This window comes from Novosphingobium sp. BL-52-GroH, from assembly GCF_044813085.1.
Classification (GTDB): domain Bacteria; phylum Pseudomonadota; class Alphaproteobacteria; order Sphingomonadales; family Sphingomonadaceae; genus Novosphingobium.
Window position 1 is genome coordinate 765191 of the sequence record NZ_CP171149.1, and the last position, 20165, is coordinate 785355.

Genomic DNA, 20165 nt, shown 5'->3' on the forward strand with positions numbered 1-20165 from the left:
GCCCCCCTCGCCATGACCATGCCCGACTGGAAGACTGTGCCAATCACGGACCACGACCTGGGGCATGGCCTGCACATGATCGAAAGCTTCGGAGGCAATGTTGGGGTGTTGTCGACACCAGATGGCACCGTCATAGTCGACGCGGAATATCCCGACATCGCGGATAGACTGCACAATATTACCGCAAGTTTCAGCAACGCTCCGGTCCGGTTTCTTATCGAAACACATTTCCATTGGGACCATAGTGGCGGAGCAAGCCGTTATGCCCTCGAAGGCGCCACCATCATCGGTAGCGAAGAAACCCGCCGCTATCTTCTGGAAGCGCAGAACCGCGCGGAAAACCGACCTGGAGAGTTTCCAAAAGACCCGCTATCCCTGCCGTCGGTGGCATTGCAGTCCGGCGCGGCCATCGTTCTTCATGTCGGGAAACAGACGGTCGAAGTTCGCCACCTGCCGAGCGCGCATACCGACGGAGACCTTCTGATCCGCTTCGTCGAGGCGGACGTCATCCAGACAGGCGACAGTTTTTTCAAGGGCTTCTACCCTTATATCGACGTGCGGCACGGCGGGACAATCGACGGCATGATAGCACTGTGCGACACGCTTGCGCGCATGGCCGGGCCGAACACGAAGATCATCCCGGGACACGGTGCGATCGCGACGCGCGCAGACGCCGTAACTTACGGAACGATGTTGCGCACCGTACGCGCGCGGGTTCAGGCGGGGATCACACAGGGCCTCACCATCGAGCAGTTGATCGCAAAGCAGCCGCTGGCCGATCTCGACCCCCAATATGGCGGAAACCTCATCAAAGCGCCGACCTTGTTGCGCCTCGTCTATGACGACCTGACCCGCAAAAAAGGCTGAGAAACCGTTGAGAATGGCCGCTGCCCATTCTGCTGCCTCAAAATGCGCGCTCCCGCGCATTTTCAAACGGGCTCCGAGCGCGGCCAGATCGCTGCCGGTTTAGGGAAGGCGGCTGGTCCAGGGGCAGGCCCGCCCGACCCGACAGTTGCCGATCGTGCCCGGAACCATACGCCTCGTGCAAGGAAGGATATGGTCCCGGGACACACGATTTCAAGGCAGGATGTTCGCTTTCTTGGCACGCGCGATATAGCGATCGGCGTCTTCCTGCAGCATGAACCGCTGCTTCACCAACGTCCTGGCGGCGGCTGTTACAGCGGCCACATATCCCGCATTGTCGTGATAACGCTCTTCCAGCGACAGGCGCTCGTCGCCGGCTGCCAGGCGCTCGGCTTTGGTCTTGTGGAAGGGGATGAAAGCTCCGTTGAGGCTATCCAGATCCTCGTAGTTCGCGGTCGGGGCGTAGTTGAACCCGAGGTTGGTCCCTAGCGGGGCCTGCACGTCCACGCCTCGTATACCGGCCACGTCCTGCCCATCGGCATCCACTTGCGGCACCAGGATCGCATAGTCGCGGCCGAGGTAGTGCGGCGGAAGGTAGGTCATGATGCCGGTCTCGTCGGCTTCGTTGTATTCGGGCCCGAATTCGAGGAGCGGACGCTGGACGTAGATACCCTTGTAGTGGAAATCGGGGATCGCGATGTCCTTGCCGTCCTGATGCCAAACCACGCCGCGCATTGCCGGAAACTTCAGCGTTTCGGGGCGAACGAGCGTTCCGGCCGCAATCGTGGGAATGCGGCTGTCAGGAGGGCGGCGGTTGTTGACGACCCATTCCTCGAGATCCTGGAACAGGGCACGCTGCTGGGAGTCTATGTAGGTCGCGCCTGAACCCACGGGATAGATGGCTTCCGCAGCGTTATAGCGGATCGCCTCGGCATCCTTGTGCTGGGTGCTGGAGTGCAGGTAGATGCGCACGTTGTCGGGCTGGACGAGGTCCTTTTCGCCATAGGCGTCCGTCAGGCCGGGCGAACCCTGGAGGGCCCAGAACTCACTGCTGGTCCAGCTTAGGAACATCTTGGGGCAGGTATCCGTCTTGGTGCAGCGTGCCAGCACCCCGCCCGTGCGATCCGCGACCGCATCGTAGTAATCGGCGGCCAGTCCGCGCGGCCCCACCTGGCCCGGCGCGCTGAAATCGGTCCTCGCACCGCCGCCGCCGCCAGGAACCGAGAAGCGCGCGTTGACGTTGGTCAGACGCGCGCCGACGATCGAGTAGATACCGTCGAAGACCCGGCGATCGTCAATGTCCTGATTGAAGCCGAGATGGACGAATGTTTTCATGACGTTGCCCGTCTGCGAACGCCCCGAACCGATAGCATAGCGGATGCGGCCGGCGAGCGGATTTGGCTTTCCCGCGCGATCCACCGTCTCGTTCTTGAAGAACGACACGGAATCGCGGATCGCGGCAAGACCCAGGCCCATCACCTTGGGATCCTTGGCGAGATAGATCAGCTCATAGAAATACTTCGGGTTGAAGCCACCCTTCACGCAGATGCGGGCCGGATCAGGCACGCCGGGGAACGGGTGCTTGTCGTCGCATGCAGCAAATTTCCAGTCGCCGTTGGGAATGTGAATGCGCGCGTCGGAATAGGCGATCCGCATGTTAAGCTGGTACTGCGGACCGCCGTTGTCCAGGCTCGCCGGCGGGATCGGTTCCTGCGCGAAATTGAACATGCCGCCCGGCAGCGAGACGTCCCAGATATGTTCTGGCGGAACTTCTGGCAGCGACAGGTCGGGCAAGCGGCTGATCGGCAGCAGGTCGGCGCGATAGAGGCCGGTGATCGTCGAACCGTCGGGATTGTGCGCGACCGGGACCTTGATCGTCATGTGGTCTGCCGAAGTCTTGGGCACGTCCCCCTGCCAGGCCACGTAGAGGATGGCTTCGCCCTTGCGCAGCATCGCCGGATCGGGGGGATAATGGATCAAATTGCCGCGGTTGGGAGTGTTGTACTGCAGCACGCCATTCGACTTGGTCACGTCGCGTGGCTTCAGCAGGATGAAGTCGGCATCGTAGCGCACCAGGCCGTTGGCCTGCTTCGGTGCCAGCGCCAGATCCTGTATGATCGCGTTGTGCGGATCTGCCGGGTCCACTTCGCCGACGATCGTTCCGCGCAGTTCCTCGTAGGCGATAGGCCCGGTATCTGCACCCTTGTCGTAAGGCCTGGTGGAATCCACCTGGACGCTGACGCGCGGCGTGGCATGGGCAGTGCCCGCGATGACGGTGGAAAGTAGAAGGGCGTATTTCAACACTGTCATGGTCGATGTCCTCTAGAAAACGGTGCGGATCAGGCGATCGGTTCGAAGCATTCGTCCGCGGGCGCAATTTCGATGTCGAGCAGGGTGGCGCCGATGCATTTGCCATGCGGATCGAGCGATAGAGAGCGGGTCACGCCCGATTGCAGCGCTCTTTCCATCACGAAGACGAACGCTCCGAGCTGCGGCATCTCATACCGGCGGATGGGCCCATGAGCGAAAGCTGCGAAATGGTGCCGCACCCGCTCGACCGTGACGTGCGCGCGCAGAACCGGATAGGATGCAGGATCGTAGGCGATGACCGAGAACTGGCTGGTATCGCCCTTGTCGCCAGTGCGCACATGCGCAAGTTCGCGTAGCTTCATCATGACGTCATCCAGACCAGACCGGCATCGATATGTTCGCGGTCGATCCGCGCGGACGTGATGGCAACCACCTCGCGTACCGCCGACCACGCTCCGCCCCCCCCTGCCGGGCCATTGGTGTAAAGCGCCTCGACCTCGGCACCGACCGCTGCCGCGCTCAGGCGGTCGCGCGCGCGCCCGGCGGCGCGTATGCGCACCTCGCGCGGGGTTTCCGGCGCGCCCGCCGTGAAGTTCACCGCATCGACCCCGATGACTTCCAGACGAAGTTCCTCAATAGGCAAGCTCCGCAGATCGAGCCTTTGACGCACGATTTCGAGCGCCAGGCGTCCGCGTTCGAGGGCTCCCGGTCCCGCGTAGGATATCTGCCCTTCGCCGATGAAGCCGTCGCGATAGCCAATGGACGCTTTGAGCCGATCAGGCCGGGCGCGACCACTGGCACCTGTCATGCGCACGCCTGCATCGGTCGCGATGAAGGTCACGTCGGAAAAATCGGCCGTCACGTCGGGCTGTTCGTAGGTTTCGGGGTCGAATATCTCGTAGAGAAGCTGCTCGGTGCAGGTTCGGACGGTGATTTCCCCTCCCGATCCTGCTACTTTGGAGAACGTCGCGATGCCGTCGGGGGTAACCTCGGCAATGGGAAATCCCAGTCGAGCCAGCCCTTCGACATCCTTGAAGCCCGGGTCCGCGAAGTATCCCCCGGTCAGCTGGCCCGCGCATTCGAGCATGTGCCCGATCGCGGTCCCGCAGCCGAGCAGATGCCAGTCGTCCTCCGCCCAGCCGAAGGCGTGCCGCATGGCACCGACGAAGAGCGCAGGATCGCCCACGCGCCCGGTGATCACCACATGCGCGCCTTCGTCCAGCGCCCGCGCGATCTCGGCGGATCCGAGATAGGCATTCGCGGACACCAGCGCGCTCCCCATCTCCGACGTGGTGCGTCCCTCTTCGGTGGCGACGGCGCTGCTGCTCGTCAGCACGGTGACGTCATCGCCCACCACTGCGGCGATCTTCAGGCCGAAGTGGCCGCGTTCCTGGGCCAGAAGCGCGATCTGCCCGGCCGCGGCCACGGGGTTCGCAGCCCCCATATTGGTGATGATGCGGACGTTGCCGCGCACGCTCTGATCCAGGACCGCACCGATCCGTTCGCGAAGGAGCAGGTCATAGCCGCTGTCCGGATCGTCAGCGCGCCGAAGTTGAGCCATGGCAATCGTTCGTTCGGCAAGGCATTCGAACACCAGGAAGTCGAGATTGCCGCTTTCGACGAGTTCGATCGCGGGATCGATCCTGTCTCCGGCAAACCCGGCACCGCAGCCGATGCGAATGGAAGGAAGCGCCATTTCAGAATAGTCCCAGCAGTACGGCCGCCAGCGTCATCGTCAGCGAAGCGGCGAAGAGGTAGGGGATCGAGAAGCGTTGGTGCGCCCCGAGCTCGACCCCCGCCAGGCCTGCGACCAGGAAGGTGGCAGGCGTCAGGGGGCTTACGGGAAAGCCCGTGGTCATCTGTCCCAGCAAGGCTGCCTGCGCCACCTCGATGGACGTCCCGCCAAGCTGGACGTTGACGTGTGCCAGCACCGGCAGAACCCCGAAGTAGAAGGAATCGGGATCGAACAGGAGGCTCATGGGCATCGACAGCGCGGCCACGATCACCGGAACGTGCGAGGCCATGCTCGCGGGGAAGTTGCCGGCGGCAACCGATGCCAGTGCCGCGATCATCCCCGACCCGTTCAGGATGCCGGTGAAGACCCCGGCCGCGAACAAGATGCTTGCCATCAGCAACGCGGCACGGGCATGCGCCTCGACCCGGTCCCGCTGCGCCTGTGCGCCCGGATAGTTAAGCATGAGCGCAAGAGCCGTGCCGCACATGAAGGCGACTACCGGCTCCACTACGGCGCTCACGATCGTTGCCATCACCGCAATAGTGATCGCAACGTTGAGCCACAGCAGATGCGGCCGCCGAAGTCGTTCGAGCGCACCGTCCGCAGCATCGACGGAGGCGGCATATTCGCCTTGGAAGCTCGGTTCCGCCGCAATGCGCAGTCCCTCGCGGTGCCCGAGCCACCAGGAGACTGCGAAGACGAACACGAGCCCTACCAACTGGACCGGAATCATCGGCGTGAACAGGTCGGCGACGGGGATGTTCAGCGCCGCGGAGGCGCGTAGCGTGGGCCCGGTCCACGGCAGGAAATTCACGCCTGCGGCCAAAGAGGCGGTACAGGCGAGGATCCTGCGATCCATCCCCATCCGGTCGTAAAGCGGCCGCATGGCCGGAATCGTAACCAGGAAGCACACTGCCCCCGACCCGTCGAGATGGATGACAAGCGCCAGCAGGGCAGTGCCCATCGTGATCCAGCTCGGCCGGCCATGGACGAGGCGTACGATCCGCGAGATCAGCGGATCGAGCATTCCCGCGTCGGTCATGATGCCGAAGAACAGGATGGCGAAGACGAACATACCGGCGATAGGAGCGATCTTGGTCACGCCGTCGGTGATGAACTTGGACGTTTCCAGCCCGAAGCCGGCAACGACCGCCGCAATGATCGGCACTACGATGAGCGCCACCATCGGGCTGATGCGGGACGACATGATCGACGCCAACAAGACCACGATCGTCACGGCTGCTACGAGTGCCAGCAAAACGTCCCCCTCGCGGTCCCCGCCGCACAAACCAAGCGTAACCAAGAATTATTATATAGAAAAATACATAATTCTGATGGATTGATGTGAAATGAGAATGTCCCCGTCACCCCATCACCTGCAATGCGTGCTCGCGGTCGCAGAAGTCGGCAGTTTCACGGCCGCGGCCGCCAGCCTGGGCATTTCGCAACCTGCGCTCAGTCGCATCGTCCAGGATGTGGAAACGGAAATCGGCTGCAAGCTGTTCGACCGCGACACGCGCAATCTTCGCCCGACGTTGATCGGGGAACAGATACTTGCGACCATGCGGGCTGCCGTGGGCGATTATGTCCAGGCGCTGCACCGCGTCCAGAACCAGGCGTCGGGCCGCTCGGGCCTCATCCGGATCGGCGCGCTGCCGTCGCTGGCCACCGCGCTGCTCGCCCCGGCGGTCGCGGAGCTGAGGCTCGCCGCTCCGGACGTCGAGATGCAGATATATGACGGCCTTTCCGAAGCCGTCACCGGCCTCGTTCTGCGCGGCGAGGTCGACATCGCGCTGGTGGACCGCCCAGCGCCTGACGATACGATGATCTTCGAGGAACTGATACGGGATCAGCTCGGCCTTGTCTGTCGCAAGGATGATACCCTCGCCGCGCGCGCCGTTTTGGACTGGACGGTCTTCGAGAACCGCCCCTTCATCGCTATGTCGCAGGGGTCCAGCGTGCGAACGCTGGTGGACGCGGCCTTTGCCCAGGCCGGAGTGACGATCCGCCCGCTCTACGAGCCGCGCTTCCTGGCGACCGTGGGCGCGTTGGTGCTCAGCGAGGCGGGCGTAACGGCGCTGCCCCGCCTCGCCGCGCTTGATTTTCAGCATCCGGATTTGCTGTGGCGCCCTTTGCTCAACCCTTCGATGGACCGGCCTTCGGGCGTGCTGCGGCGGGCCGACCGGCAGATGCACCCGGCTGCGGCGCTGCTCGTCGCCTCGCTGAAGCAGCGGCTCGCGACCTGACAGCCGGACTGGTGCCGCCGCGAACAAGCGGCACCGAAGGCCCCTCAGAGCCGACCCAGGAACGTGCCGAGACGCACCATCGCCTCTTCGATGCGTTCACGGCTTTCGGACCCGAAGCATACGCGAAGGAAGCCTTCACCGGCGGGGCCATAGAAGCTGCCGGCTTCCACCACGACGTGCGCTTCTTCGAGAATCCTTTCCGCCAGCACCTGCGATGGCATGCCGATGGCCCGCACATCGGCGAAGGCGTAGATCGTGCCTTCGGGTTCGGGGCAAACCACGCCTGGCATCTGGTTGAGGGCGCGGACCACGAGGTCGCGCTTCGCGCGGTCCTCGGCGACCATTTCGGCCAAGCTGGCGGACCCGTTGAGTGTGGCCTCCAGGGCACCGTACTGGATGAAGCTGTTGACGTGAGTGACATCGTTCATGGTGATCTTCATCATCGCCGCCACCAGTTCGGGCGAGGCGATCGCGCAGCCGAGACGCCAGCCGTCCATGGCGAAAGCCTTGGTATACGCGAACAAGGTGATTGTTCGCTCCGCCATGCCGGGCAGGCTGGCGATGCTGATGTGCTTCGCGCCGAAGGTGATCGCCTCGTAAACTTCGTCCGAGATAACCAGGAGGTCGTGGCGGATCGCCAGTTCGGCCAGCGCCTCCAGTTCCGCGCGGGTGAACACGCGGCCGGTGGGGTTGCAGGGATTGATGAGGACGATCGCCTTGGTCGCAGGCGTGATGGCCGCCTCGATGAGATCGGCGCGGATCGCGAAGTCCGCGTTTGCATCGAGCGGAGCCATCACGACCTTGCCGCCTGCCAGTTCGATCTTTCCAACGTGCTGCGGGTAATAAGGTTCGAGCAGGATGACCTCGTCGCCCGGATCGACCGTGGCCATGATCGCGGCGTAGGAGCCGTGAGTGAGCCCATTGGTCACCAGCACCTGCTCTGCCGTTACGTCCATCGCATTTTCGGCTGCCAGCTTGGCGGCGAAGGCACTGCGCAATTCTGCAAGGCCACGCATGTCGGAGTAGTGGTGATGCCCCGCACGCAAAGCCTCGACGGTCGCCTCGACGATGTGCCCGGGAGTGTCGTGGCTGGGCCGGCCGACCTCGAGATGGATAAGGTCGGCACCGCCCGCGGCGAGTGCCATGGCCTTCTCGAACATGCCGAACGACTTCTTTGAACCTTCGCGGATCCGGCGGGCAACCAAGCTCACGGCAATCTCCTTTGGGGAGCCCGCGCCATGCCGGCTTCAATCCAGGCCGGCCGGCGCGAGCAAGGAGCCGAGGCCTAGCGCCGCACCCGCACGATGTCCATCCGTTTTTATATGAAATCGGATTGGTTTTATTCGATCCATTCGAAGAATTCGATCGTGTAACCGCCCGGATCGTAGACCTTGAATTCGATGGTGGTGCCTCCGGCGCCGACGTGGGCACCTTTGCCCGTCCCTTCCACGCCCAAGGCGAACAGGCGTTCGTGCCAGGCCTCGAGATCGTCGGTCTGGATCGACAGCAGCACACCCTTGCCCCGTCCCGGTATGACCGGCTGGCTGCCCTTGCCTTCCGCGACCAGCGCAAGATGGGCGTTGTCCTCGACCCGGAATATCTCGGCTCCGTCCAGCCGCAGGACGTGCTCGAACCCCATCACGTCCGTATACCAGCGCGTAGCCTCGGCCAGGTTCTCGTAATAGAACATGGTCAGGACGCCCCTGATCCTGGGGCGCGACAGATGTTTGCCTGCCGGGCTCCCGGCGCCGTCGGTCATCGTTCAGCGGTCTCGCGAGACGTTGTTTTCGATATGTCCGAGAATGCGGCGCAGCGATGCGAGGTCTTCGGGTGTCAGGCCCTCCAGCGCGGTGCGCTGATGCCGTACCGCGTCGGGAGAAATCGCGTCGAACATCGCTTCACCCTTGGGCGACAGCGAGACCAGCGAAATGCGCGAGTCGTCCGGCGACCCCGCGCGCTCGACGAGCCCCTCGTCCTCGAGCTGGCCGATAACCCGGCTGATCGTCGGCTGCTCCATGACGGTGCGCTCGACGATATGAGTCAGGCTGAGACACCCATGCGACCGCAGAACGGAAAGCACCCGCCACTGCGAGAGGTTGATGCCGACCGCCTTCAACCGCCCCTGAAGGCGCATGTTCATCAGCGTACTGACACGGTAGATCTGATAGGGAACGAAGGTGTCGAGCCATTCGTTCGCTCCCGCCTTCGTGCCTGCGCTTTTGGCTGCCATCTGGCCCTTGTCTCGTGAATTCCCTCGCGCCACCATCGCCAATCAAGCTCCCGATTGCAATCGTCCATTCATATGTCTATAAATATGAAATGTCATGCATATGCTACGCAGGGGGACATGTTGAGCACTGATTCGACCACGAGCGGCGAGGCCGAAACCTGGACCTCGCGCCTGGGTTTTCTGTACGCGACGGCCGCTGCGGCGATCGGGCTGGGCAGCCTCTGGCGCTTTCCCTACGTGGCAGGCGCCAATGGGGGCGGTGCTTTCGTGATCGTCTATATCGCCTTCGTCGCGCTGTTCTGCGTGCCGCTGATGATCGGCGAGATGAGCATGGGCCGGCTCGGCCACGGCAGCGTGGTGGGGTCGATAAACCGCCTGGTCGAGGATCACGGCCTGTCCCGCAGCTGGAAGGTGATCGGCTGGCTCAGCCTGACGATCCCGTTCTTCGGGCTGAGCTATTACAGCGTCGTCGCCGGGTGGGCGGTGGACTATACGCGCGAAGCCGCCTTCACCGGCTTTTCCGGGCTGAACGGTAATCTGGCGCGCGACCTGTTCGCCCGCCTGATCGGATCGCCCGTTCGGCAGGCCGCGTTCCAGTTCGCTTTCATCATGGGCACCGCGACGGTCGTCGCGCTGGGTATCCAGCGCGGCATCGAGGTCGTGTCCAAGATCAAGATGGCGGCGATGTTCTCGGTGCTCATCTGCCTCGTGCTCTACAATGCGGTGACCGTCGGCTTGTCGAGCAGCATCACTTTTCTGCTGGCGCCGAACTTCTCTGCCCTCACCACCGCCAGCGTGCTGACGGCGATGGGGCAGGCGCTGTTCTCCACCGCGATCGGGGCTGGCGTGCTGATGACCTACAGCGCCTATCTGCCCAAGGGCGTGTCCATTCCCAAGTCGGCGGGCCTGATCGCGGGGTGCGTGGTGCTGATCTCGCTGATGGCAGGCCTGGCGATCTTCCCGATCGTGTTCGCCAACGGCCTGGTCCCGTCAGAAGGACCCAATCTCATTTTCGTCACGCTGCCGGTGGCGTTCAGTTCGATGCCGGGCGGCACCCTGGCCAGCATCGTGTTTTTCGGCCTGATTTCGCTGGGCGCGTTCACCACCGCGATCGGCATGCTGGAACCGGTCACCGCGTATCTGATAGAACGCACCGGCCTGGCTCGCCCGGTCCTGGCCTATGGCGCGGCTTTCGCGATCTGGCTGGTCGGCTTGCCGTCGCTGCTTTCGTTCAGCGTGCTCAAGGACGTCCATCCCCTGGCCGCCATTCCCGCCTTCGCGCACAAGACGTTCTTCGACCTGCTCGATTTCGGGATCGCGGAAACTCTGTTGCCGATCAACGCCCTGCTGATCGCCCTGTTCGCGGGATGGGCACTGCGGCGGGTGCTGACGCCTGCCGCGAACGACCTGTCGCCGGCGCTCAACCGGGTATGGCGCTTCCTCGCCGGCGTCGTCGCGCCAGCGGCTATCACGATCCTGATGATCGACCTGCTCTCGCACTGATTTCCTTCGCTTGCGCCGCCTTCGTGCGGCCTTGGAGAACCCTACGTGTCCGACATCTTCGATATCACCGCTTTCCGTGCGCAGTTCGCTTCGCTGCCGCGCCTCACGTATCTCAACAGCGGCTCTTACGGCCTGCTGGCCGCCTCCGTACGTGGCGCCATGGAGGGTTATCTCAACCAGCGCGAGCAAGTGGGCGCGGACTGGGGCAGCTGGGTCGGCACGCTGGAGACGCTGCGTGCCAAGATGGCCCAGGTGCTGTTGGTCTCGCCCGACGAAGTGGCGATAACCTCCAGCGCGTCGGCCGGAATGAACGCGCTGGCGAGCGCGCTGGACCTTGCGGCACGTCCGCGCATCGTCGTCTCCAACTTTGAATTTCCCACCAGCGCCCAGATCTGGCACGCGCAGGAAAAGGCGGGTGCGCAGGTGGTCCATGTCGCCGAAAGCGAGGATGGCCTGATCCCGCTGGAAGCTTTCGCCGCTGCCATCGACGAGCGCACGTCGCTCGTGGCCTTGTCCCAGGTATGCTATCGCAACGGCGGCCGCATCCCCGATTCCGACATCCGCGCGATCTGCGAGATCGCGCACGCCAAGGGCGCGCTGGTCCTGCTCGACACTTATCAGATCGTCGGCACGACGCCGATCAAGGCCCGGGAACTGGGCGTCGATTTTTGCGCAGGTGGCATGCTCAAGTACCTGCTGGGCACGGCCGGCGTCGGCTTCCTCTACGCCAATGCCGCCACCACCGCCCATGTCATCCCGCGTACGACGGGCTGGTTCGCGCAGGCCGACATCGACGCCATGGACATATTCGCACACACCCCCAGCCCCACGGCCCGCCGGTTCGAGGGCGGAACCCCGCCGGTGCCCAGTTGCATTACCGCGCTGGCGGGACTCGAGGTGATCCTTGCGACCGGGCTTGAGGCGATCGACGCCCAGGTCGCCGCTACGACCACGTATGCGCTGGAACGTCTGGCGGAACATGGCATCGCCATCGGCAGTCCCATAGTGGCTGAGCGACGGGGGCCCTTGCTGACCATTCCTGCCGCGCACGACAATGCGTTGGTCGACGCACTCATGGCGCGCGATATCGTCACCTCCTGCCGCGACGGACGACTGCGCGCCGGCTTCCACGCCTATAATGATCGCGACGATGCCGATCGCCTCGTCGGCGCCCTGGTCCAGAACCGCGCGATGATCGAAGGGTGATCGAATTGTCCCGCCGCTTCCCGCTGCTGACGCTGGCCGCACTTCTGGCGGCGAGCGTCCCGGCGTCGGCGGCGACGGAACCCGATGGCGTAAACGATGCGGCGCGGGCGGTGCTGCCCCAATTCCTCGAATTCCTGGCGATACCCAACGTCACCGCACGGTCTTCGGCGGAAATCAGGAACAACGCTACGTGGCTCGAGGCGCGGCTGAAGACCCATGGCTGGGCTTCGCGGCTGTTGCCCGATGGCCAGACGCCGATGGTCTGGGCATCTTACGAAAAGGCCGGACCCAAGGCACCGACCGTGCTGTTCTACGCGCACATGGATGGGCAGCCGGTGAACAACGCCGAATGGGATCAGCCCGATCCCTTCATCCCGGTCCTGCGCGAATGCAAGGCCGGTACTGCCTGCGCGGACGTACCGACCGATCGCCTGAACGGGCATGTCGATCCCGACTTGCGCCTGTTCGCCCGGTCGTCGTCGGACGACAAGGGGCCGATCATGATGCTTGTCGCGGCCGTCGACGCCTTGCGCAAGGAAGGCCGCAGGCCCGCAGTCAATATCCGCCTGATCGTGGACTCGCACGAGGAAGGCGGTCCCGACACCCTGGGCGACGTGATCCGCGCCAATGCCGCCGACCTCGCCGCCGATACCGTGGTCATACTCGATGGCCCGATGCATCCTTCGAACAGGCCCACCGTAGTATATGGCCACCGTGGCGGCGGCGTCCTGAGCATTGTCGTCCACGGCCCCTCGCACGCGTTGCACAGCGGGCATTACGGCAACTTCGTGCCCAACCCGGCGCAGAACCTCGCCCGGCTGCTCGCATCGTTGAAGGACGAACAAGGACGCGTGGCGATCCCAGGTTATTACGAAGGCGCCGACCCCGCCTTCACCGCCGCCATCGGGACCATGCACGCGCCGGATGACGAGGCGGGGTTACTCCACGGCGCGGGGGTGGCGAAGGCGGAACGCTTCGTGGCCAGCTACCGCGACGCGGTTTCACGGCCCTCGCTCAACCTGATCGGCCTCGATGCCGGCACCGGGCGCGCGCTCGACCGTTCGATCATCCCGGTCGACGCCACTGCCGCGTTCGACTTGCGCACGGTGCCGGGCATCACCTTCGAGGCCGAACTCGCCCGCATCCGCGCGTTCGTAGCCTTGCAAGGCTACCACCTCGTCGACGGTGAGCCGACCCAGCAGGATCGTGCCACTTACCCCCTGCTCGCCTCGGTTTCGGGGCGCCCCCTGTCCGATGCGCTGTTCACTGATCCGCGCTCTACCGCGGGGCAATGGGTGCGCGCGGCGCTGGGCGATGCCTTCGGCACCGCTCCGGTAGAGATTCCGATCATGGGCGGGTCGGTCCCCAGCGGTCCGCTGGCGCGGCAACTGAAGGTGCCGCTGATCCTGCTGCCGCTGGTGAACGCCGACAATAATCAGCACGCCGCCAACGAGAACCTGCGCCTGGGCAATTTCTTCGACGGAGTGAAGTCGCTGCACGCACTGCTGTCGCGAAGGCCGTGACCGCAAGGATACTTTAAAACCGCATCAGGGGACGCGAATATGCGAAGCACTGTCTGGAGTTTGATCGCGCTGGCAACATGCCTGGCGGCTTCCACTGCGCAGGCGGCGCCGCAGATCGTCCACGCCGGTACGCTGCTGGTGGAACCGGGCATCGCACCGCTTAACCAGGCCACGCTCATCATCGATGAAGACAAGGTGCGCGAGGCACGACCCGGTTTCCTGTCGCCGGAGCAGTTGGGCCTGCCTGCCGAAACCCCGGTCGTCGACCTTTCACGCCAGTTCGTGATGCCCGGCTTCATCGACCTGCACGTCCACCTCAGCAGCTTCGGCGACCGGAACGAATTGCTGCGCCGTCCTGACGAATATGCCAGCCTCATCGGCGCGCGGAACGCCAATACCACGCTGATGGCGGGCTTCACCACGGTACGCGATCTCGGCTCCATCGGCTATTCGATCATCGCGCTGCGCGATGCGATCGGCAACGGACTGGTGCCCGGGCCGCGTATCGTCGCGTCAGGTGATCCGATCAGTCCCACCAACGGCCACGCCGACAACCACGGCATGCGCGAGGAAGTGATGCACGCCCTGCCCCGGCGCGGCGTGTGCGACGGGGCCGATGGCTGCCGACGGGCGGTGCGCGAGGCGGTGCGCCGGGGCGCCGACGTCATCAAGGTCATGGCCAGCGGCGGCACCCTGGACGAATCCGATGCTCCCACCGACCTCCAGTTCAGCCCCGAGGAACTGCGGGCCATCGCTGAAACCGCGCACGCGCTGGGCCGCAAGGTCACCGCCCACGCGCACGGCAAGCAATCGATCATTGCCTGCATCGAGGCGGGCTTCGATTCCATCGAGCACGGCATGTGGGCGGACGAGCCAATCCTGCGCATGATGAAGGCCACGGGCGTGTGGCTGATTCCCACGGTCTGGCCGATCGACTATGTCGGCACCACGCCCGAACAGGTGCGCGTGGGGCCCATGGGCAAGCTGCCGCCGGTTTCGCTGAACAAGGTCATCGCGCTGGGCGACCAGCCAAAGAGGCTGGCCCGCATGGCGCAGCGCCTCGGCGTGAAGATCGCGCTGGGAACCGACGCGGGGGTTTACCCGCACGGCCAGAACGCGCACGAATTCGCCGAGTACGTCGAGGCCGGGATGACGCCGATGCAGGCGATCGTCGCGGGCACCATCGATGCCGCTCTGGCTGGCGGGATCAAGGGAGTGGGCAGCCTCAAGCCAGGAATGTACGCCGATCTCGTCGCCCTCCCGACCAGCCCTCTGGACGATATCGACGCGGTGCTGGACGTGCCCTTCGTGATGAAGGGCGGCGTGATCTACAAGGCCGACGGCATCGAGCGCTATCCCATGGCCTCCCCCGCGCCGATCCCGGCCTGGGCGATCAAGCCTTCTCCCAAGACCGCCAAGGAGTGAACCTAATGCGACGCACGCTTCGTCTTCCGGCGCTTTCCATTGCCGCCCTGGCGGCCACGCTGCCCCTGCCCGCCCTGGCCGGGCAGTATGTCATCGAGCACGTCACGCTGATCGACGGCACCGGTGCTCCCGCCCGCCCGGACATGACGGTTGCGGTGGATGGCGACAGGATCACCGCCGTGATCCCAAGCGGCATCGCCGGCACGGACCTTGCCGGCGTACGCATAGACGCCCGCGGCAAGTACCTGATGCCGGGCCTGATGGACGTCCACATCCACTTGCGATCAAGGCTGACCGGATCGATCCTGGACACCGGCGGCAAGCCCGACATGACCGTGGCCAGGCAGGCATTGGCGAGCTATCTTTTCGATGGCGTCACCACCGTCTTCGATGCGGGGAACAAGGCCGACGTGATCCTGCCGCTGCGCAATGAGGAGCGCGCCGGTACGCTGGCCTCGCCACGCATTTTCGCGACCGGCAACCTCATCACCTATCCCGGCAGCCATGGCGACGCACTGGCCGTGAGGATCAGCGACTTCGAAAAGGACAAGGCGCTCGTCGATGCACACATCGCCGACCAGAAGCCGGACCTGGTGAAGTTTACTTACGACGAGGAAGGCTGGGGTGCGCGCCCGATGATAACGCTCATGCCTCTTGCCGAACTACAAAAGCTTACACAGTACTACAACCAGCACGGCATCCGTACGACCGTTCACGTCTCCAACGAGAAGCGCGCCGAAGAAGCGATGTCGGTGGGCGTCGATACGCTTGCCCATCCGGTGATCCAGGGCCCGGTCAGTGACGATTTCGTCCGCCTGATGGGCGCCAAGAAAACGCCTTTCGCCACGACCCTGACCATCGGTGAAAACTATGCGCGGCTCGCCGAGCATCCCGAATATCTCGACCAGCCAGATTATGTCGCCTCGTTCAGCGCCAGGGAGCGCGAATACCTGCAGACCACCACGCGCGCTGAATATCAGGCGCGCAGCTGGACATGGTGGATGAAGCTGATGACGCCCATCTGCATGGAGAACATCCGCAAGGTCGTGGCCGGTGGAGGTGTCGCGGCGCTCGGCACGGACCAGTCGAGCGGCCCGGCCGTCCACCGCGAGATGGAGCTGCTCGTCAAATCCGGCATTCCTGCCGCGCAGGTCATCCGCATCGCCACACTCAACGGCGCCATCTTCCTCGGCAAGGAGGACCAGCTGGGTTCGGTGGAAGCCGGCAAGCTGGCCGACCTGCTGCTGCTGGACGCAGATCCCTTGACGGATATCGACAATGCCAGGCGTATCACCTGGGTCATGAAAGGCGGCGTGATCGTCGACGAAAGCAAGCTGGCCCTGGCAGGCGGCGCCCAACCCAGGCGGTATGCGGGCCCGCGCTCGAACTAGCGGACCTGTAGTCTCTTCGTCATCCCGCAACGGTAGGGATGACGAAGAGGACCATGATGAAGCGACGCGGTGTTCGCCCTGGCTCGAACGACACCAAGGGGCGATACTCCGCTCCTCAGTAGTTGATGCCGGGATTGGTCCCCGGATGGATCAGGCCGACCACGTCCATGCCCTCCTGCGCCACGCATTGCAGCGAGTGAACATGCTTGCGCGGAAAGAAGATGACGTCACCCGCCTTGACGTGCGCCTGGCGCGTCTCGTTCCAGATCTTGCCGCGCCCCGACAGGATGATCAGTGCCTCTTCGTAGAGATGACGGTGCATCTCGGCATGGGACAGCGGGATGTGCCCGACGAACTGCGCGGTGTTCCGCAGACCGTGGCGTTCGTCCACCAGGGTCTGGAACCAGCGCGGCCCCATTGCCTGACGACCATCCTGGTCGATCGCCACGGTGCGTACCGGCCAGTCTTCGTCGAACGCATCCGCCATCGCCTCGCGCACATCGAGAGAATCGGTGCCGGGGCATACCGAAACGTAGACATCCAGCGCGGCACCGGTGCATTCGATCTGGAACGTCTCACCCTTGCGGATCGACACGCCGGTATCGGCGTCGCAGGCGAACGACCGACCGCCGATGACGACTTTGCCCTGCCCCACACGTACCCAGAGCACGACATCGCCCGCATCCGAGGTGAGGACGGGGCTTTTTCCCGCGGCGAGGCGCATATGGAACTGGGCCTGGTGCCTCGCACCCAACGCGGGTGAAACCAGCGTGGTGAGCGCATAGTCGAGGTCGTCCGAAATCTGCGGCGTCACGACGTAGCATTCGCCGTCCAGCCGCGCAAAACCGGCCTCGTCACTTTCCACGAGGAGAAGTTCGCTAATCGTGTCGGGCGTGAAGGAGCCGTAACCGCCGGGCAGGTTGCTGTGGGCACCATCGCAAAAGGGGGCAGTGCAGGTGTGCTTGCAACCGCAAAACAGGACTTCCTCGTCCTGCTGGGCCTGATACTGGACCGGCTCGAATCCGGTGCCGACGTGTGATCGGCCATCACAGAAAGGCTGGCGTTTCGACCTGCCGCAGCTGCACCACAGTACGCGCTGCCCCGCCTTGAGTTCCTTGTAGAACGGCTTGCGGCTCGCGATGATCGGTTGGTCGTTGTCCATGTTTCACTCTGGAAAGTGGGACGGGACGGCCAGCGCCGCCCCGTCACCCATCTTAGAACGTCTTGCTGACCGTGACACCCACGGTGCGCGGCTGGTTGGTGATCTTCGAGGTCGGCGCGCCGGTGGAAGCGGTGATGTACACGTCGCCCGCCTTGTCGAAGAGGTTGTTGACGTAAAACGCGAAGCCCAGGCCGTTTTCGCTGTCCGCTCCGACGCGCAGGTTGACGAGGCTGTAAGGGCGCATCGTGCGGTAGGTCGTGGCGGTCGGACGCAATTCGGTGCCCGACTTCCCGCGATAGCTGTAGTCGCCGCGGAAGTAGCCCGACCATCCCTCGATTCCGAGGTCGGTGGAATACTGTGCGGTGAAGTTGCCGGTGAACGTGGGAACGTAGGGGATCTTGTCACCCTTGCGGCCGGCGGCGGCGAAGGTGGTCGTGATCTGGTCCTCGGTCAGTTCGTGCTTGGGCAGCCAGTTGAAACCGCCGGACAGTTCCAGCCCGTGGAGCGGACGGGTATTGACCTCGAACTCCATGCCCTCGAAGCGCGCGGCACCGGCGTTGCCGATGAACGCGAAGGCGCCGGTGATGTCGCGACCCGATACCTGGATGTTGCTCCAGTCCACGCGGTAGGCCGAGATGTTGACGATCAGCTTGCGGTCGAACCAGGACGACTTGAGGCCGGCCTCGTAGTTCCACAAAGAGTCCGATTCATAGCCATCGGGCACATTGATGGTCGCCGCCTGGTTGGTGCCGCCCAGGCGGAACCCCTGCGATGCCAGCACGTAGATGGTGACGTCATCGGCCGGCTTCCACGAGATCTGCCCCTTCTTGATGAGCTTGCTCTCGGTAAAGTCACGATCATACGGCGTGGGCAGCGTGCTGCCCAGCAGGGGCGACTGGAACAGCGTTGCCCCGAAGTCGGACTGCGTGGCACGGAACCAGCGCAGGCCACCCATGACTTCGATCGACGGAATGATGTCATAGGTCGCTTCGCCGAAGAACGCTTCTTCCTCGATCTTGCGGTTGTTGACGCGCGCGAAGCCGCACGGGTTGCAATCCTCGATACCGGCGCCGACCGCAGTGGAGAAGCCAGTGGGCGGGTTGGAGGCGTGGATGATCTCGCCATCGTTGTCGACGAGCGGGGAATAGCTGCGGAAGTCCGAGTTGCGGTTACGATAGAACCCACCGACAAGCCACTGGAAGGGACCGGTGCCGACCGAGTTCAGGCGGATTTCTGCGGTCTTCTGATTCATGGTCTGCGTCTGGTCGGTCAATTCCTTGAACAGGTCCGGCCGCAGGCAGGTGGTGCCCTTGATGCAGGTGGCACCGGCAGGGCCGCTGTTCAGCGAGATGATCGAGTAGGTGTTGTCGCGATAGTACTGGTACTTGCGGGTATAGATCGACCCGGTAGCGGTAAGAGCCGCAAAGTCGCCGATATCCTGGGAAAGCGTAGCCGCATACATCGCCTGGCGATCCGGGCGCGGGGTCTTCACGTAGAAGCCCGACTTGTATTCCCCTGTATCGAAGTAGGCGAACGACGGCACGTTGTCCTTGTAGCCAGGATTGCTGGTATCGCCGCTGGTCTTGAAGGTATCGAAGGGATGGTACTCGCTGGCACCGTGGGTGTTGCGCTTCTGATACCACGCCATCAAGTCGACCGTGGTGGTCGGCGACGGCTTCCAGCGCACCAATGCGCGGATGCCTGCGGTATCGTCGGAGTTGATGTTCTTGTCGTTCAAGCGAACGTTGTCGATGTAGCCGGCGGTGTGGTCGTAATAACCAACCACGCGCACGCCGAGGGTATCGCTGATCACGGGCACGTTCACCATGCCGTAGAAGCTGCCACCCAGCCCGCCGTGCGCCATGGAATTACCGTCGACCTGCATCGAGCCTTCGACCGCATCGAGCACGGGCTTCTTGAGGATGAAGCGCACGGCACCGGTTTGGGCGTTGGCACCGAAGGTCGTGCTCTGGGGTCCCTTGAGGACTTCGATGCGGTCAAGGTCGTAAAGCTGGAAATCGCCGATCTGCGAGCCGCTGTCGCCGGTCGAGCTCTGGATGCCGGGCACCGGGACCTCGTCGTAATAGACCGCCACCTGCTCTTGCCCCGCCGAGCGCACACCGCGCAGGGTATAGCGCTTGAGCCCCGGCCCCTGATCGGTGAAGGTCAGGCCCGGCACCTTGTAGGCAATGTCGGTGAATTTCGTGTTGCCCGCCTTCTGCAGATCGTCGCCGCCCAAGGCAGTGATCGACGCGGGAATGTCCTGAAGCCGTTCCTCGCCGCGCTTTCGTGCGGTGACGACGATGTCGCCGCCGTTATCGGGCTCGTCTGCGGCCTGGACAGCCATCGGCACGAACGCGACGAAGGCGGCACTAACCAGGAAAAGAGCTTTACGCATATGTTAGATCCCTGTTTTCGAGCGATTGAACGCTCCCCCATGCGACTCATTTTATATCCGTTTTCATATGAACCATGATTTATGCTTGAAGTAAATAGCTGCCCGGGTCGAACGCGACGAAGTCGCGGGATTTGTGCCCCGGGGCGATGCCGTGGTTCGGCTCCAACGCGAG

General features: G+C 63.8%; 16 protein-coding genes. 7 read left to right on the plus strand and 9 right to left on the minus strand.

Annotation, left to right across the window (positions count from 1 at the left end; genetic code table 11):
• The first annotated feature begins 12 nt into the window (after positions 1–12).
• The gene (locus ACFFDA_RS03380) at positions 13–867 is read left to right on the plus strand and encodes an MBL fold metallo-hydrolase (RefSeq protein ID WP_404478182.1); all 855 of its coding nucleotides are present in this window, start codon (positions 13–15) and stop codon (positions 865–867) included.
• 210 nt (positions 868–1077) lie between these two features.
• Here the strand turns inward: ACFFDA_RS03380 and ACFFDA_RS03385 are convergent, their stop codons facing one another.
• The 4 genes from ACFFDA_RS03385 to ACFFDA_RS03400 are packed head-to-tail and all read right to left on the minus strand — an operon-like array spanning position 1078 to position 6167.
• On the minus strand, positions 1078–3174 hold the full coding sequence (locus ACFFDA_RS03385; RefSeq protein WP_404478183.1) for an alpha/beta hydrolase domain-containing protein: 2097 nt from the start codon (positions 3172–3174) through the stop codon (positions 1078–1080).
• 29 nt (positions 3175–3203) lie between these two features.
• Positions 3204–3539 (minus strand): hypothetical protein, encoded by a 336-nt coding sequence (locus ACFFDA_RS03390; protein ID WP_404478184.1) that lies wholly within the window; start codon positions 3537–3539, stop codon positions 3204–3206.
• Positions 3536–4870: an acyclic terpene utilization AtuA family protein gene (locus ACFFDA_RS03395; RefSeq protein ID WP_404478185.1), complete on the minus strand. Its 1335-nt coding sequence runs from the start codon at positions 4868–4870 to the stop codon at positions 3536–3538. The genes ACFFDA_RS03390 and ACFFDA_RS03395 overlap by 4 nt, the downstream gene beginning before the upstream one ends.
• A gap of 1 nt (position 4871) precedes the next feature.
• Positions 4872–6167, minus strand: coding sequence for a CitMHS family transporter (locus ACFFDA_RS03400; protein ID WP_404478186.1), 1296 nt, complete (start codon positions 6165–6167; stop codon positions 4872–4874).
• A 97-nt stretch (positions 6168–6264) separates the two neighbouring features.
• On the opposite strand from ACFFDA_RS03400, the gene ACFFDA_RS03405 reads away from it, so the two are divergent.
• Positions 6265–7155 carry a LysR family transcriptional regulator gene (locus tag ACFFDA_RS03405; RefSeq protein ID WP_404478187.1) on the plus strand — a complete coding sequence of 297 codons (891 nt, stop codon included), beginning with the start codon at positions 6265–6267 and terminating at the stop codon, positions 7153–7155.
• Between the two features lie 44 nt (positions 7156–7199).
• Here ACFFDA_RS03405 and ACFFDA_RS03410 read toward each other — a convergent pair whose 3' ends face one another.
• The 3 genes from ACFFDA_RS03410 to ACFFDA_RS03420 all read right to left on the minus strand — a co-directional run bounded on the left by ACFFDA_RS03410 (position 7200) and on the right by ACFFDA_RS03420 (position 9421).
• Positions 7200–8366 carry a pyridoxal phosphate-dependent aminotransferase gene (locus ACFFDA_RS03410; protein WP_404478188.1) on the minus strand — a complete coding sequence of 389 codons (1167 nt, stop codon included), beginning with the start codon at positions 8364–8366 and terminating at the stop codon, positions 7200–7202.
• Positions 8367–8494: 128 nt separating this feature from the next.
• Positions 8495–8914: a VOC family protein gene (locus ACFFDA_RS03415; protein WP_404478189.1), complete on the minus strand. Its 420-nt coding sequence runs from the start codon at positions 8912–8914 to the stop codon at positions 8495–8497.
• A 3-nt stretch (positions 8915–8917) separates the two neighbouring features.
• Positions 8918–9421 (minus strand): MarR family winged helix-turn-helix transcriptional regulator, encoded by a 504-nt coding sequence (locus ACFFDA_RS03420; RefSeq protein ID WP_404478292.1) that lies wholly within the window; start codon positions 9419–9421, stop codon positions 8918–8920.
• A gap of 81 nt (positions 9422–9502) precedes the next feature.
• Between ACFFDA_RS03420 and ACFFDA_RS03425 the strand changes: the two genes are divergently transcribed.
• The 5 genes from ACFFDA_RS03425 to ACFFDA_RS03445 are packed head-to-tail and all read left to right on the plus strand — an operon-like array spanning position 9503 to position 16433.
• Positions 9503–10888, plus strand: coding sequence for a sodium-dependent transporter (locus ACFFDA_RS03425; protein ID WP_404478190.1), 1386 nt, complete (start codon positions 9503–9505; stop codon positions 10886–10888).
• A 45-nt stretch (positions 10889–10933) separates the two neighbouring features.
• A complete protein-coding gene (locus ACFFDA_RS03430; protein WP_404478191.1) occupies positions 10934–12094 on the plus strand; it encodes an aminotransferase class V-fold PLP-dependent enzyme in 1161 nt (386 codons plus the stop codon).
• Complete coding sequence (locus ACFFDA_RS03435) at positions 12091–13617, plus strand: M20/M25/M40 family metallo-hydrolase (protein ID WP_404478193.1); 1527 nt, start codon at positions 12091–12093, stop codon at positions 13615–13617. The genes ACFFDA_RS03430 and ACFFDA_RS03435 overlap by 4 nt, the downstream gene beginning before the upstream one ends.
• 39 nt (positions 13618–13656) lie before the next feature.
• Complete coding sequence (locus ACFFDA_RS03440; protein ID WP_404478194.1) at positions 13657–15042, plus strand: amidohydrolase family protein; 1386 nt, start codon at positions 13657–13659, stop codon at positions 15040–15042.
• 5 nt (positions 15043–15047) lie between these two features.
• Positions 15048–16433 carry an amidohydrolase family protein gene (locus ACFFDA_RS03445; protein ID WP_404478195.1) on the plus strand — a complete coding sequence of 462 codons (1386 nt, stop codon included), beginning with the start codon at positions 15048–15050 and terminating at the stop codon, positions 16431–16433.
• Positions 16434–16548: 115 nt separating this feature from the next.
• Here ACFFDA_RS03445 and ACFFDA_RS03450 read toward each other — a convergent pair whose 3' ends face one another.
• Complete coding sequence (locus ACFFDA_RS03450) at positions 16549–17595, minus strand: cupin domain-containing protein (RefSeq protein WP_404478196.1); 1047 nt, start codon at positions 17593–17595, stop codon at positions 16549–16551.
• A gap of 52 nt (positions 17596–17647) precedes the next feature.
• Positions 17648–19993 carry a TonB-dependent receptor gene (locus tag ACFFDA_RS03455; RefSeq protein WP_404478197.1) on the minus strand — a complete coding sequence of 782 codons (2346 nt, stop codon included), beginning with the start codon at positions 19991–19993 and terminating at the stop codon, positions 17648–17650.
• Positions 19994–20165 lie beyond the last annotated feature (172 nt).

What these genes read in the sequence shown, in the direction of transcription:
- ACFFDA_RS03380 (WP_404478182.1), top strand. Translation starts at nt 13, where the DNA reads ATGACCATGCCCGACTGGAAGACTGTGCCAATCACGGACCACGACCTG.
- ACFFDA_RS03415 (WP_404478189.1), bottom strand. Translation starts at nt 8,914, where the DNA reads ATGACCGACGGCGCCGGGAGCCCGGCAGGCAAACATCTGTCGCGCCCC.
- ACFFDA_RS03440 (WP_404478194.1), top strand. Translation starts at nt 13,657, where the DNA reads ATGCGAAGCACTGTCTGGAGTTTGATCGCGCTGGCAACATGCCTGGCG.
- ACFFDA_RS03385 (WP_404478183.1), bottom strand. Translation starts at nt 3,174, where the DNA reads ATGACAGTGTTGAAATACGCCCTTCTACTTTCCACCGTCATCGCGGGC.
- ACFFDA_RS03395 (WP_404478185.1), bottom strand. Translation starts at nt 4,870, where the DNA reads ATGGCGCTTCCTTCCATTCGCATCGGCTGCGGTGCCGGGTTTGCCGGA.
- ACFFDA_RS03390 (WP_404478184.1), bottom strand. Translation starts at nt 3,539, where the DNA reads ATGATGAAGCTACGCGAACTTGCGCATGTGCGCACTGGCGACAAGGGC.
- ACFFDA_RS03445 (WP_404478195.1), top strand. Translation starts at nt 15,048, where the DNA reads ATGCGACGCACGCTTCGTCTTCCGGCGCTTTCCATTGCCGCCCTGGCG.
- ACFFDA_RS03450 (WP_404478196.1), bottom strand. Translation starts at nt 17,595, where the DNA reads ATGGACAACGACCAACCGATCATCGCGAGCCGCAAGCCGTTCTACAAG.
- ACFFDA_RS03425 (WP_404478190.1), top strand. Translation starts at nt 9,503, where the DNA reads ATGTTGAGCACTGATTCGACCACGAGCGGCGAGGCCGAAACCTGGACC.
- ACFFDA_RS03405 (WP_404478187.1), top strand. Translation starts at nt 6,265, where the DNA reads ATGTCCCCGTCACCCCATCACCTGCAATGCGTGCTCGCGGTCGCAGAA.
- ACFFDA_RS03455 (WP_404478197.1), bottom strand. Translation starts at nt 19,993, where the DNA reads ATGCGTAAAGCTCTTTTCCTGGTTAGTGCCGCCTTCGTCGCGTTCGTG.
- ACFFDA_RS03420 (WP_404478292.1), bottom strand. Translation starts at nt 9,421, where the DNA reads ATGGTGGCGCGAGGGAATTCACGAGACAAGGGCCAGATGGCAGCCAAA.